Source organism: Paraburkholderia sp. CNPSo 3272 (assembly GCF_024206495.1).
Taxonomy (GTDB): domain Bacteria; phylum Pseudomonadota; class Gammaproteobacteria; order Burkholderiales; family Burkholderiaceae; genus Paraburkholderia.
The window spans coordinates 23,811-38,089 of record NZ_JAMBPQ010000005.1; the positions used below are offsets into that span (position 1 = coordinate 23,811).

Consider the following 14,279-nt stretch of genomic DNA (forward strand, 5'->3'; position numbering starts at 1 on the left):
CGTGTTTAATCAAAGGATCGACCAATCGACTAGCACGGCGCCGGCGCCGCAACGAACCTCCAGGGTGTCTGTCTTGAGCGAAATTCCCGTGGCCGAGCCGCGCACTTCCTCCGTGGCGTCGACGCCCTTCGTGCCTGTAGCCTCCCCCGCCGCCTTCTCCGATAGTCCCGTGGCGCGTGCATTCGCGCAGCCGCTCATGCTGGGGCTGTTCCTGCCGATCCAGGCTGGCGGCTGGAGCGCATCGACGCTGCCGCGCGGTACGGACTGGTCGTTCGACTACAACGCCGCGCTCGTGCAGAAGTGCGAAGCGCTCGGATTCGATCTCGTTTTCGCCCTGTCGCAATGGCTGCCGAAAGGCGGCTATGGCGGCGTGTTCGACGGCCATGCGCTCGACTCGTTCATGACGCTGGCGGCGCTGACCGCGCGCACCGAACGCATCATCCTGGCCGCCACGACCCATGTGCTCTACGGGCCGTGGCACCCGCTGCATTTCGCGAAGTTCACGGCTACACTCGACCACATCTCGCGCGGACGCTGGGGCGTCAACGTGGTGACGGGGCACCGCGCCGTCGAACACGAAATGTTTGGCTGGAACCGCATCGAGCACGACCGGCGCTATGAGATGGCGGCCGAATTTCTCGACGCCGTGCAGCAGTTGTGGGCGCAACCGGACAACTTCAGTTTCGAGCCGGAACTTTCGGACTGGCGCCTGCAAGGCGCGTACGTTACGCCCAAGCCGCGGTACGGACGCCCGCTGCTCATCAACGCGACCGGCTCCGACGCAGGGATAGACTTCGCCGCGCGCTACTCCGACGTAGTGTTCATCACGAGCCCGGCAGGACCGCGGATCGATCGCGCGCTGGAAGCGCTGCCCGCGCACACCGCGCGTGTGAAGGCCGCGGCGCGCGCCTATGGGCGCGAGGTGCGCACGCTGATCAATCCGATGGTGATCTGCCGCGAGACTTCCGCCGAGGCGCGCGCCTATCACGACGCCATCGTCGCACACGCAGATGAAGGAAGCTTTCACCGCTTCGACAGCGACGCGCATGCCTGGCGCGGCGGTCTCGAAGACCGCGCGAAGGCCGCCTCACGCGCCGTGGGCGGCAACATCGCGATCGTGGGCTCGCCTGAAGAGGTGGCCGACAAGATCATCGAGCTTCACGCGGCAGGCGTCGACGGCGTGCAACTGAGCTTTTACGATTTTCAGCCCGATCTCGACTTTTTTGGCGAGCGCGTCCTGCCTTTGCTGCACGAGGCCGGCCTGCGCCGCTAAATGCCATACTCGCGGCGCCCGAAGCGCGCCGCGCGAGCCCCACGTCAGACGCGCTGAAGCTCCTCGCCAATCGCCGCCACGCCAACGGCAGGCCGCTCGAGCCCGAGATGCGAGCGCAAGGTATTGCCTTCGTATTCGGTTCGAAAGAGCCCACGCCGTTGCAGGATCGGCACTACGCCGTCAACGAACGCCTCCAGCCCGTCCGGCAGCGCGTCCGGCATGAGGTTGAAGCCGTCGGCGGCCTCGCCCTTGAACCAGTGCTCGATATCGTCTGCAATCTGCTCAGGTGTACCGACGATCACGCGATGCCCGCCGCCGCCTGCAAGCGCGCGGATCAACTCGCGCACCGTGTGGCCGCCTCGCCGCGCCTCGGCGATGGTGGCATGAAAGAACGTGTGATTGCCGTTGCCGCCGTTGGGTAGCGCGAGATTCTCCGGCAGGCGCGCGTCGAGGTCGAGCTGATCGGGCGATAGCCCCAGTGTGCCCGCGAGGCGCGTCAGACTGTAGCGCCACGGAATCTGCTCGACGAGTTCGTCGCGCCGCCGCAGCGCCTCAGCCTCGGTCGCGCCAATAATGGTCGTGAGGCCGGCGAGCACCTGCACGGCCTGCGTGCGCCCGTACGCTGCAGCGCGCGCATTGAGGTCGCGCCGGTAAGCCACCGATTCCTCGAACGATTGCGAAGCGGAAAACACGGCCTCGGCGTGGCGCGCCGCGAGATCGCGGCCATCCCCCGACCCACCGGCCTGCACGAGCACAGGATGACCTTGCGGCGTACGCGGAAGATTAAGCGGCCCCTGCACCCTGAAAAAGCGCCCTTCGTGCGCAACGGGCCTCACCTTCGTCACGTCGATGAAACGGCCGCTCGCCTTGTCGCCGATGAAGGCGTCGTCGTCCCAGCTGTCCCAGAGGGACTTGACGAGTTCCGTGAACTCCACGGCCCGCGCATAGCGCTGTGCGTGATCAGGCACAGCGTCGTGGCCGAAATTGCGCGCCGACGGCAAATCGGCTGTCGTCACGACGTTCCAGCCGGCACGGCCACGACTGACATGATCGAGCGTGGCGAAGCGGCGCGCGATGTTGTAGGGCTCGTTGTAGCTCGTCGAAGCCGTACCGATCACGCCGATATGCGTGGTCGCCGCCGCAATGCTGGCCAGCAGCACCGTGGGCTCGAGCGCCGTGATCGGCCGGAAGTCGATCTGGTCGATGATCGCCGCATTGTCGGCGAGAAAGACCGCATCGAATTTCGCGCGTTCGGCGAGTTGCGCGATGCGCACGTAATGCGCCACGTCGACGAATGCGCGAGGATCGGCATCGACGAGACGCCACGCCGATGGCACGAAGCCCGAATGCAGGATATTGACGTTCAAATGCAGGCGGCGCGACGAAGCTCGGCTCATCTTTTGGACACTCCCTGGATCATCGGTTTCAGAACACGCGGCCTTCGGTGAGGTGGGTCGTCACGCCGTTCAGGGCGTAGTCGCCCACGACGCGCGCTTTGTGCAGCAGCGGGTTGTGACTGAAGATCGTGCGCAGGTTGCGCCAGTGCCGGTCGAAATTGTGCGCGCGCGAAGTGGCCGAAGCTCCCCCGGCTTCGAACAGGCGCTCTGCGGCTTCGAGCGCCAGCTTGCTCACCACGAGCTGCGTTCGCGCCGTCGCGAGCGCGCCTTCCAGCACGAGCTGATCCGCGTCCGGCGCACCCGCGCGGATCGCATGCGCCGACCGATCGAGCGTGCGGGCGTTCTCGCGCACCAGCGCGTCAATCGCATGGCTGTGCGCGGTCAGCGTGCCGACGACCTGCTGAATGAAGGCATCCTCGCGTGCGGAGGGCGCCGTGCTGTGCAGTACGGGGCGCCCATGCTCCACCACGTAGCGCTTCGCATCCGCGACCACGTTGCGAACGATGCCAGCGGCCACCGCTACCAGGTGGAGCTGCCGCAGCGCGCCGCCATGACGGCCGGCGAGCGTGGCCAAGCCGCGTTCGGTAATCTCGTCCGCACGCACCAGCAAGTTCTCGAACACGAGACTGCCGCTCGCCGTCATGCGCTGCCCCATGCCGTCCCAGTCATCGAGGACCGTGAGTCCTTCGCGCCGCACCGGCACGATCGCCACCACCGGTTGCCCCTCGTCGTTCAGCACGCTCAGGCGCGCGTAGTCGGAAAAGGCCGTGCCCGTCGAATAGTATTTGCGGCCGTCGAGCCGGTAATGCTCGCCGTCGCGCCGGAGCGCCGTGGTGTATTCGCCCGGACGCGACGTCCCGAGTTCGGTCGAGGCGCCGCCGAAAATGGCGCCGTCGATCACGCGCTGAATCTGCAAGTCGTTGAACGGCGTGCGCGCCGAGAGCAGCAGCGCTTCGGTCTGGTCGTAGTGAATCCGAAGTGCGTGCGCGAGATTGCTGTCGGCCGCGGCCAGCGTGGCGACTACGTCGAATTCGTCCACGAGCGAGCCGCCCAGGCCGCCCCACTCGACCGGCAGCCTGAGGCGTCCCAGCCCCGAGCGCCGGAACGCGTCGAAGCCCTCGAACGGCAATTCGCGGCGCCCTTCGCGCGCAGCCGCGTCCTTGCCGATCTCGTTGGCGAGCGATGGCAAGTCGGCGAGCGCATCCTGCAACGACAAACTGGCCGCGCGAGCGCGCACCGGAAGTTGAGTGGGAAGAGCGGACATTGAGTTTTCCTTTTTGTCAGGCCCGCGAATTGTGTCGATTCCCGGGCGGCCACGGGGCGTCTTGCCAGAAGGAAAAGTATAGGGAGCGCATTGCCCGCGACTAACCACGGAATTCGCATTTTGTTATTCGCATCTCTGCGTTGGCCTGCAGTCTGCGCAATCGGACAGCACGAGATTGCGGCCAAAGTAAATCACTTGCGCACGCGAACCTATTTCACGATTCGTTCTTTGACCTCGCCGCAAGCGCTTGCCGATAATCGATTGTTCCATGCCGCCCGCGACCGAGGAATTTTTATGACGCTGCTCTGGTACACCCGTTGCCCTGCGCCGACGCCATTCGGCATCGCCGCGCAGCAAGGATTGCTGCAGGAGGAATTCGCCGCCGACGGCATCGAAGTGAAGGCATTGCAGGACGCCGACGACCCGGCCATTCGCCGCTCGCACTTCACGCATACGCAGCCGCGGTCGTTTCGCCAGGGCGGCAACATACCGGCGCTATGGGCGCGGGCGCAAGGCAGCGATACGCGGCTCGTCGGTTTGAGCTGGGTCGATGAGTTCCAGGCGCTCATCACGCTCGATTCGCACCTCACGCCCACGCGCGCTTCGCTCGCAGGGCGCCGCTTCGGATTACCGATCAATGCCGCCGCTGGCGTCGTCGATTTCCATCGTGCCACGGCTTTGCGTGGCTTTCATACGCTGCTCGAAGCCATCGGCGTCTCGTCAGCCGAGGTCGAATTCGTCGATCTGCCGCATGCGCCCCGTGGCCTCGCCCACGCAAAGCCGGACGAATCCGCACCGCTCGGCGAATGGCTCGATGCGCAGCGCGCTCACGAGTTTTCCCGCGAGGCGGCGGCGCTTCTGCGTGGCGAGGCCGACGTAGTGTTCGTCAAAGGCGCGACCGGCCTCGATATTGCCAACGTGCTCGGCGCGCGCGTGCTGGTCGACATCAGCGCGCATCCCGACCGGCGGGCGCACGCGAACAACGGTACGCCGCGCCCGCTCACGGTCGATGCGCAACTCCTGCGCGAACGCCCCGATCTCGTCGAACGCGTGCTGGTTCGCACGCTCGACGTGGCCGCGTGGGCTGGCGCGCATCCCGGCGAAGTCACGCGCTATGTCGCCCGCGAAGTGCGCAGCGCCGAGCACTGGGTGACACGCGCGTATCGCGCGGGCCTGCACCGGCAACTCGCGATCGGACTCGATGCCGCAGCGCTCGACGCGCTCGCGCACTTCAAGCGCTTTCTCTTTGAGCAGGGCTTTATCGCGGACGATTTCGACTTCGCGCAATGGGTCGAGCCGGCGCCGCTCGAGGCGGCGATGGCCCGCCGCGCGGAGCGTACCGGCGTGCTCGCAGGCTAACCAAAGCGGCGCTGCCTGCCAGCGTCCAATTCCTCTTATCGTCTGTCGCCGAACCGATGATCGCTCTTCTACTACGCACGGCGCCGCGCCGTGCCGTTCTGATGCTCCTCGTCATGGTGAGCGTGGCCGCTCACGTTGCCGCGCACGCGCAAACGCGCGGCGGCACGCTCAATTTCGTGGTGACCCCGGAGCCGACGGCGCTCGTAGATGTCGCCACAACGGCCGTGAATGTCCTCAAGGTCAGCCCGAAAGTGATTGAAGGGTTGCTCGACTACGACTTCGATCTGAAGCCCAAGCCGCTGCTCGCCACTTCATGGGAGATCGAGGATGGCGGCCGCCGCTACGTGTTTCATCTGCGGCACGGCGTGAAATGGCACGACGGTGCGCCGTTTACGTCGGCCGACGTTGCATGGTCGATCGAAACGCTGCGCCGGGTGCATCCGCGAGCGCGCACCACCTTCGCGAACGTCACCGCGATCGCCACGCCGGACCCCTATACTGTAGTGCTGACGCTCAGCGAGCCCACGCCATGGCTGATACGTGCGTTCTCGGCTTCGGAAACGCCGATCCTGCCGAAGCACCTCTACGAAGACAAGGACGTGCTCGCGAATCCGGCCAACAACGCGCCCATCGGCACCGGCCCGTTTCGCTTCGTCAAGTGGGTACGCGGCAGCTACATCGAATATGCGCGCAACGACGACTACTGGACCGCCGGCAAGCCGTATCTGGACCGCATCATTGTGAAGATCATCGCCGACCCTGCCGCGCGCGCGGTGGCGTTCGAGGACGGCTCGGTCGATCTCAGCGGCGATACGCCCGTGCCGCTCGTGGACCTCGACCGGCTCAAGGCCAATACAAAGCTCGGCATCGAAACCCGCGGCTATGAGTTTCAGGCGGGCGTCGCACGGATCGAGTTCAATCTCGACAATCCGGTGCTCAAGACGTTGAAGGTGCGACAGGCGATTGCCTCGGCGATCGATCGCGAAGTCATCCGCAGGGTGATCTACTACGGCTACGCGACGCCCACCGCGAGCCCGCTGATGCCCTCGAACCCCTACTACGACCCGGCACCCGCGCCCTACCCGTTCGACATCGCGCGCGCCAACCGTCTGCTCGACGAGGCCGGTTATCCGCGCAAGGCGGACGGCACGCGCTTCGCGCTCACGCTCGACCCGCTGCCCATCGGCGACCTGCCGGCGCGTACGGGCGAGTACATCAAGTCGGCGCTCGCCCGCGTGGGCATCGCCGTGACGATCCGCAATCAGGATCTGGCGGCCTACTTGAAGCGCGTCTATACCGACCGGCAATTCGATTTCACTGTGAATGGCATGAGCAATCTGTTCGATCCGGTGGTGGGCGTGGCGCGTTTGTACACGACCGACAACTTTCGCCCCGGCGTGCCCTTCACCAACGGCTCGCACTACAGCAACCCGCAAGTCGACGGCCTGTTTGCGCAGGCTGCGCGGGAAAGCGATGAAACGAAGCGCAAGCAGCAGTTCGTGCAGATCCAGCGCATTCTGGAGCACGATCTGCCGGACCTGAATCTCGTGTCGCCGCAGTGGGTGACGCTCGCGTCGAAGCGTGTGCACAACCACGCCATTTCACCCGACGGCACGGCCGCGAGTTTCGCCGATGTCTGGCTGTCGCGGTGAGCGCGCTCACGTCGCACTGTTTGAATGACTCAAGGAACATCCATGGACTATCGGCAACTGGGCCATAGCGGCCTGAAAATCTCCACGCTGACGCTCGGCACGATGATGTTCGGCGGACCAACCGACGACGCCACGGCCGAACGCATCATCGAAGCCGCGCAGGAGCAAGGCGTGAATTCGATCGATACCGCCGACGTCTACCACCAGGGCGAGTCGGAGCGCGTGGTGGGCCGGCATATCGCGCGACAACGCGACCGCTGGGTGCTCGCCACGAAGTTCGGCAACCCCGTTGGCAACCCGCGCGAGATCAATGCGGCCGGCGCGTCGCGCAAGCACGTGATCCGCGCGGTCGAAGCGAGTCTCGGGCGGCTCGATACCGATTATCTGGACCTCGTGTATCTGCATCGCGAGGACCACCACACACCGGTCGAGGAAACCGTGCGTGCGCTGGGCGATCTGATCGCGGCAGGCAAACTGAGACACTACGGGCTGTCGAATCATCGCGCCTGGCGCATTGCCGAGTTCAGCCGCGTGGCCGATCTGCTGGGTGTTTCGCGGCCCGTTGCGAGCCAGCCGCTCTACAACCTGGCCAATCGCCAGGTCGAGGCGGAGCAGTTGAGCGCCGCCTGGCACTACGGACTTGGCGTGATCTCGTACAGCCCGCTCGCGCGCGGCGTGCTGACCGGCAAGTACGAGCCCGGCGCCCAGCCCGGCGCCGACACGCGCGCGGGACGGCAGGACCGTCGCCTGAGCGAGACCGAATGGCGCGCGGAAACAATCGAGCTCGCGCGGCGCGTGCAAGCGCATGCTCAGAGGCGAAATCTCACCCCTGCGCAGTTCGCGCTGGCGTGGGTGCTCAATAGCCGCTATATCACATCGGCGATCGCGGGGCCGCGCACAGAAGCGCAATGGCGCGACTATCTGCCCGCGCTGCAGTATCGACTCGATGAGGATGACGAAGCATTTGTCGACTCGCTCGTGGCAAGCGGACATCCTTCGACACCGGGATTCAACGACCCCGGTCACCCGTTCTTCGGACGCCTCGTGCGCCACGGCGCTCCGCAAGACCCGCGTGCGCCGGGCGGCGAACGCTAATTAGCCAGGGAGTGCACCTTGAACGCATTCACTCCTGACGCCGCGCTCGCGCGCGACGAGGATCACGCCACCGCGCTGATCGAGCGCGCGGCGCTGCACGGCCGCGCGTTTGCCGCCCTGGCAGACGAGCATGACCGCAATGCCACCGCGCCGCTCGAGCAATTCCGCGCATTGCGCGAAGCGGGCCTGCTGCGCGCGAATATTGCCCGCAGCGACGGTGGCTTCGGCGCGGGGCTCGCGGTGGCGCGTGCGATCGTCGCCGAAATCGCCTATGGCGATCCATCGGTCGCGCTCATTCTCTCGATGCATTACAGCCAGCACGCCATGATCGTGCACGACGCGCGCGAGCAAACGGGAAACTGGCCCGCGGCGCTCGCGCAGCGCCTCACGCGGGCGAGCGTGGAAGGCCGCGCGCTCGTCAACGCGGCCCAGGTCGAACCCGCGCTCGGTTCGCCCTCGCACGGCGGGCTGCCGGAAACGCTCGCGCGCCGCGAAGGCGCCGCGTGGCGCATTTCGGGACATAAGCTCTATGTGACGGGCGCGCCCTTGCTTACGTGGATCAACGTGCTCGCCCGCACCGACGAACCGGAGCCGCGCCTCGGCCATTTTCTCGTGCCCCGAGAGGCGGCCGGCGTGCGCATCGTGGAGACCTGGGACCCGCTCGGCATGCGGGCGAGCACGAGCCACGATGTGGTGTTCACGGACGTGGCGATTTCCATCGACGATGTCGTCGGCTTGAGGCCGGCCCATCTCGGCGTGCAGCGCGATCCGCACGCTACGGCGTGGTACTTCAGCCTGGTCGGCACGGTCTACGACGGCGCAGCGCGGGCGGCGCGGGACTGGCTGCTCGCCTTCCTCGCCGAGCGCAAGCCCGCTGCGCTAGGCGGTGCGGCGCTCGCCACCGTTCCCATCGTGCAGGAAAGCGTGGGGCGCATCGAGATGCTGCTGGCAAGCAACGACTGGCTGCTGCGCACCCATGCCGACGCGATCGACGCAGGAACCGCGCCTGCCGAGCTGTCTGCCGTCGTCAAGCACAACGTCGTGGACAATGCCATTCGGGCCGTGGATATCGCGCTCGAACTCGCGGGCAACCACGGAATTGCGCGGCACAATCCGCTCGAGCGCCATCACCGCAATGTGCAGTGCGCGCGCATTCACGCGCCGTCCAACAGCTTGCTGCGTACCATGGCGGCGCGTCGCGCGCTGGGCTTGTGAGTTGTGAGAAAGCCCCGGCGCACGCGGGCGGCCGGGGCTGATGAGAAAATCGTCGCGCTAAACGATTCCCGGCGCTGCCGCTTCGAGCACGTTCACGCGCTTCGGAATCAGCTTGAGGTCGAAGAAGGTATTGGCGATTTGCTGCTGCTCGGCGAGGATGGCCTTCGTGATCGGCCCGGTGCCGAATTGCACGCGTCCGATCGCCTCGCCCACCACGTCGTTCGGCAAGCCCCACACCTGGGCGAGCTGAGCGGCTAGCGCGGCGCGGTTAGCTTGCCCCCACTGATCGATCTGGCTCAACTCTTCGATGAGGATCTTGATGACATCCGGGTTTTGTTTCGCGTAACTGAGCGACGAAAAATAGTAGCCGCGGTTGCCGACCACGCCGCTCGCATCGGCGAGAATGCGGGCGTCGAGGGTCTTTTGCGCGGCGGCGAGAAACGGATCCCAGATCACCCACGCGTCGATAGCGCCGCGCTCGAACGCCGCGCGCGCATCGGCGGGCGCGAGGAACACGACTTTCACGTCGCCATACTGAATATTGTGCGCCTGCAGCAGCTTCACGAGGAAATAGTGGACGTTGCTGCCGCGATTGAGCGCGATGGCCTTGCCCTTGAGATCCGCCACGCTGCGAATGGCCGAGGCGTGCGGCACGAGCACCGCTTCCGCTTGTGGCCGCGGCACCGTGGCCGCGACGTAGGCGAGCGGCGCGCCGGCCGCCTGCGCGAAGATGGGCGGCGCCTCGCCCACGTCGCCAAAGTCGATCGAGCCTACGTTGAGGGCTTCGAGTTGCACCGGGCCTGCATCGAACTCTGTCCATGTGACCGCGACGCCGAGGGGAGCAAGCCGTTTCTCCAGCGTTCCGCGTCCTTTCAGCAGACTCAGATAACCTTTCTGATTGCCTACGCGCAACGTACGCGATGCGCTGGCCGCGCGCGCGGGAAGCGCGCCGAGCACTGGCAACGCGGCGAGCGCAGCGGCTCCGGCTGAGATTCGAATGAAGTTGCGGCGTGCGTTCATGCGTGGCTGCCTCGGCGATAGATAAGAAAGAAGTCGATGTTATAAGCCGCCCGGCAGCCAGAAAACCATCAAATCCTGCGCTTCTAATTCCCGCTAGAGATAACAGCGTTGCTTCGAATTCAATGCGGGCAGCCGATATGTAAATCTCGATTAAATATTGGCCGCTCGCGAAAGGCGCAACCATAATCGGCCTTTCCAACCCACGAAGCCATTCACCATGCGATATCGATTAGTTGTCCAAATATTATTCTCCACTATCGCGCTGATTGCGCTGCAGTCGCCGGTTGTCAATGCCGCAGATAAGTCCGCGCACGTTTTGCGAGTCGGCTTTGTGCCCGGACCGTACGCCGACGAGTTCCGCGAAGGCGTCGAGCCGCAGCTCAAGCGCAAGGGCTACACCATCCAGTACGTGAACTTCAGCACCGGACTCGAGGCGAACCAGGCGGTGTGGCACGGCGAAATTGCCGCCGACGTAATGCAGCACAGCGTCTATCTGAAGGCGTACAACGACCGGAACAGCACCGACCTCGTCGGCGTCGTGCAAGTGCCGACGCCACCCATGGGCCTCTACTCGATACGCCATCATTCACTCTCCGGGGTGAAGGCCGGCGCAACGGTCGCCGTGCCGAACGACCCCGTCAACCTCGAACGCGCGCTCAAGATTCTTCAAGCGATTGGCTGGATCCGCATTCGCGAGAATCCGAATCCCGTCGATGTCTCCGAGCGCGACGTGGTTGCCAATCCCGCCGGCATTCGCATCGTCCCGCTCGAAACCGCACAGGCGCCGCGCGCACTCGAGGACGTCGATTTCGCGGCCATCCAGGGCAACTTCGCCATTTCCAGCGGGCACCGTCTGACCGAGGCACTGGCGCTCGAACAAATGCGCTCGCCTTACGTGAATCAGGTGGTCGTCAAATCGGCAAACCGCAATTCACAGGAAACCGCCGATATCGTCGCGGCCTATCGTTCGGATGAATTCCGAGCGGCGATCCTGCGCAACCCGACCTACCGGGGCTATCGCCTGCCCGATTATTTTCCGCACTAACGCGTTCGATGTTTCGGGCGCCAGTCGCGCGCCGCGGTGGATTATGTGTCGCCACTGCTCTATGCCTGGCACTTCGGCAACCTCGCGATCCATCCGGCCGACTTCAGGTAGCGGTGTCGGCCGATATCAAGCATCTGTTCTAACCCGCAATACGAGCCGCAGCCCGGCCGGTTTGACCGGGCTGCGCGATCGTCCAGCCCGTTGGACAAAGAGGCGTTCCTTTGGACGCGCACGCGCATCCGCCCTACGATGCGTGTCGCCCCGCTCATTCCGGAATGCCCGCCATGTCCTCAACATCCGCTTATCTCCCGCACGATCTCGATAGCGCGCTGCTCGTCGGCCGTGTCTGGCGGCCCACCCCGGAGGGCGACGGACCCTGCGTGGTCGTCGTGCGCGGCGGCATGGTCTTCGATATTTCGGAGGTGGCGCCCACTACGGCCGACTTGTTCGACTACGACGATCTACTCGATGTCGTGCGGCATACACCCGGCGAGCCGCTCGGCACGGCCGAGGCGCTGCTCGAACACAGCTTCGCGGGCGATCGCCCCGCGGATCGCCCCTGGCTGCTCGCGCCCTGTGACCTGCAGGCCATCAAGGCCTGCGGCGTGACGTTCGCCGTGAGTCTTCTGGAGCGCGTGATCGAAGAACAGGCCGGCGGCGATCGCGCCAAAGCGCAGGACGTGCGCACCGAAATCACGAAGCTGATCGGCGCCGATCTTTCGAAAATCAAACCGGGGTCCGAGGCCGCGATCAAACTGAAGGAAGAACTTCAGCGCCGTGGCGCGTGGTCGCAATACATGGAAGTCGGCATCGGTCCGGATGCCGAGGTGTTCTCGAAGTCCCAGCCGATGTCCGCGGTGGGCTTCGGCGCCGATATCGGCCTGCATCCCGCCTCGGCGTGGAACAACCCCGAGCCCGAAGTCGTGCTCGCGGTCAACAGCCGCGGCGAAGTTGTCGGAGCGACGCTCGGCAACGACGTCAATCTGCGCGATATCGAAGGCCGCTCGGCCCTGCTGCTCGGCAAATGCAAGGACAACAACGGCTCGTGCGCGATCGGTCCGTTCATTCGGCTGTTCGATAAAGGCTTCACGCTCGACACGGTTCGTGCCACCAGCGTCTCGCTGCGCGTGGAAGGCGCCGACGACAACTTCCTGCTAGAAGGCGTGAGCCATATGCAGGAGATCAGCCGCGACCCGCTCGATCTCGTTTCGCAGGCATGGGGCCGCCATCATCAGTATCCGGACGGTTTCATGCTGTTCCTCGGCACGATGTTCTCGCCGATCAAGGACCGCGACGCGCCCGGCGGCGGCTTCACGCATCACCTCGGCGACCGGGTCACGATCAGCGCGCCGCCGCTTGGCGCCATCGTCAATACCGTGCGCCTTTGCACAGAAATCGAACCGTGGACGTTCGGCGTGCGCGCCCTTTATACCAATCTCGCCGAGCGCGGTCTTTTTTAATCTGGAGTGAATTCGTAATGCAGACAGAAAACAACGCGTCTTTCGCGCGTATCGACGAAGCCGCCGCGCTCGCACATGAAGCACAGGCCGTCTACGGCGCGGCTTCGCGTGCCGTGCGCAGCGCCCTGCTGCGCGGCCTCGCCGACGCGCTCGAGCGCGACGCCGCCCAGCTCGTCGCTATCGCCGACGAAGAAACGTCGCTTGGCGCCGCGCGTTTGAATGGCGAACTCGCGCGCACCGCGTTTCAACTGCGCGGCTTTGCCGAGCGCGTGGAAGCAGGCATCGCCAATCGCCACGTCGACGACGCGGCCGTACCCGGCGCGCCGCCCGCGGGCCGCCCGCACCTCACGCGCGTGCAACTGCCGCTCGGGCCGGTGGCCATGTTCTCGGCGAGCAACTTCCCGTTCGCGTTCTCGGTGCTCGGCGGCGATACGGCCTCGGCACTCGCTGCGGGTTGCACGGTGATCGTCAAGCCGCACTCGGGCCATCCCGAACTGTCGCGCCGCGTGCATGCGCTCGCCGCGCGTGTGCTGCGCGAGCAGGGCCTGCCCGAAGGCGTGATCGCGTTCGTCGATCAGGCGTCGCGCGAAGCGGCCGTGCATCTCGTCGGTCACGCCGATGTCGCGGCGGTGGCGTTCACAGGTTCGTATCAGGGCGGCGTGGCACTGTGGCGCGCGGCCAATGCGCGTCGCCGGCCGATTCCGTTTTATGGCGAACTCGGCTCGATCAATCCGCTCGTCGTGCTGCCGCAAGCCCTTGCGGAAGGCGTCGATACGCCTGCCGCAACCCTCGCCGCCTCGATCACGATGGGCTGCGGGCAGTTCTGCACGAGCCCGGGGTTGATCGTCGTGCGCGACGATGCCGACGGCGAGCGCTTCGCACAGGCACTGGCGCAAGCGTTGTCCGCGCAAAAGCCGCATGCCATGCTCACGTCCGCCATGCGCCACGGTTTCGAAGGCGCCGCGGCGCATATCGCGAGCCACGCGGGCGTGCGCGTGCGTCTCGCCGCACCGGCAGACGACGAGCAATCCGCAGCGCCCGCGCCGCGTCTGTTCGAAACCGACGCGCAGACGTTTATCGCCAACGCGGCGCTGCACGAAGAGATGTTCGGCCCGGCCGCGCTGATCGTAAAGGTGCGTGACGAAGCGCAGACGCTCGACGTGCTCGCCGCGGTCGAAGGTTCGCTCACGGTCACGCTGTGGGGCGCGCAAGCCGATACGCCGCAAAATCGCGCGCTCGCAGTCGCTGCGCAACGTATCGCGGGTCGCGTGCTGTTCGGTGGCGTGCCGACGGGCGTCGCTGTCTGCGATGCGCAGCAGCACGGCGGCCCTTGGCCCGCTTCGACGCAGCCGCAAACCACCTCGGTAGGTTATGCGGCGATCGAGCGCTTCCTGCGCCCCGTTGCGTTGCAGGATGCGCCGCAGTGGGCGATTGCCGCGACGAGCGGAATGGCAGTGGCATAGGGCAAGGCGCAACACGCACGATTGAAGCGGTAGAAA

General features: G+C 65.6%; 11 protein-coding genes. 8 read left to right on the top strand and 3 right to left on the bottom strand.

Annotated features, from left to right (window positions below; translation table 11 throughout):
- Positions 1-73 precede the first annotated feature (73 nt).
- On the top strand, positions 74-1,273 hold the full coding sequence (locus tag M3I53_RS08015) for an LLM class flavin-dependent oxidoreductase (protein ID WP_302057608.1): 1,200 nt from the start codon (positions 74-76) through the stop codon (positions 1,271-1,273).
- Positions 1,274-1,317: 44 nt separating this feature from the next.
- Here M3I53_RS08015 and M3I53_RS08020 read toward each other — a convergent pair whose 3' ends face one another.
- Positions 1,318-2,670, bottom strand: coding sequence for an LLM class flavin-dependent oxidoreductase (locus tag M3I53_RS08020; RefSeq protein ID WP_254315425.1), 1,353 nt, complete (start codon positions 2,668-2,670; stop codon positions 1,318-1,320).
- 28 nt (positions 2,671-2,698) lie between these two features.
- Positions 2,699-3,934 carry an acyl-CoA dehydrogenase family protein gene (locus M3I53_RS08025; RefSeq protein WP_254315426.1) on the bottom strand — a complete coding sequence of 412 codons (1,236 nt, stop codon included), beginning with the start codon at positions 3,932-3,934 and terminating at the stop codon, positions 2,699-2,701.
- 294 nt (positions 3,935-4,228) lie between these two features.
- Between M3I53_RS08025 and M3I53_RS08030 the strand changes: the two genes are divergently transcribed.
- Genes M3I53_RS08030 through M3I53_RS08045 form a run of 4 tightly spaced genes read left to right on the top strand, consistent with a single transcriptional unit; the run spans position 4,229 to position 9,255 of the window.
- Positions 4,229-5,293: an ABC transporter substrate-binding protein gene (locus M3I53_RS08030; RefSeq protein WP_254315427.1), complete on the top strand. Its 1,065-nt coding sequence runs from the start codon at positions 4,229-4,231 to the stop codon at positions 5,291-5,293.
- A gap of 56 nt (positions 5,294-5,349) precedes the next feature.
- On the top strand, positions 5,350-6,945 hold the full coding sequence (locus M3I53_RS08035) for an ABC transporter substrate-binding protein (RefSeq protein ID WP_254315428.1): 1,596 nt from the start codon (positions 5,350-5,352) through the stop codon (positions 6,943-6,945).
- Between the two features lie 42 nt (positions 6,946-6,987).
- Entirely contained in the window at positions 6,988-8,040 is a 1,053-nt protein-coding gene (locus M3I53_RS08040) for an aldo/keto reductase (protein WP_254315429.1), read from the top strand.
- An 18-nt stretch (positions 8,041-8,058) separates the two neighbouring features.
- Positions 8,059-9,255: an acyl-CoA dehydrogenase family protein gene (locus M3I53_RS08045; RefSeq protein WP_254315430.1), complete on the top strand. Its 1,197-nt coding sequence runs from the start codon at positions 8,059-8,061 to the stop codon at positions 9,253-9,255.
- Between the two features lie 57 nt (positions 9,256-9,312).
- Here the strand turns inward: M3I53_RS08045 and M3I53_RS08050 are convergent, their stop codons facing one another.
- Positions 9,313-10,275, bottom strand: a complete 963-nt coding sequence (locus tag M3I53_RS08050; protein WP_254315431.1) for a sulfonate ABC transporter substrate-binding protein — start codon at positions 10,273-10,275, stop codon at positions 9,313-9,315.
- Positions 10,276-10,492: 217 nt separating this feature from the next.
- On the opposite strand from M3I53_RS08050, the gene M3I53_RS08055 reads away from it, so the two are divergent.
- The 3 genes from M3I53_RS08055 (at position 10,493) to M3I53_RS08065 (ending at position 14,243) form a co-directional block, all read left to right on the top strand.
- Entirely contained in the window at positions 10,493-11,320 is an 828-nt protein-coding gene (locus tag M3I53_RS08055; protein ID WP_254315432.1) for a MetQ/NlpA family ABC transporter substrate-binding protein, read from the top strand.
- A 284-nt stretch (positions 11,321-11,604) separates the two neighbouring features.
- The gene (locus M3I53_RS08060) at positions 11,605-12,780 is read left to right on the top strand and encodes a fumarylacetoacetate hydrolase family protein (protein WP_254315433.1); all 1,176 of its coding nucleotides are present in this window, start codon (positions 11,605-11,607) and stop codon (positions 12,778-12,780) included.
- Positions 12,781-12,797: 17 nt separating this feature from the next.
- Positions 12,798-14,243, top strand: a complete 1,446-nt coding sequence (locus M3I53_RS08065) for an aldehyde dehydrogenase (NADP(+)) (RefSeq protein WP_254315434.1) — start codon at positions 12,798-12,800, stop codon at positions 14,241-14,243.
- The last annotated feature ends 36 nt before the right edge of the window (positions 14,244-14,279 follow it).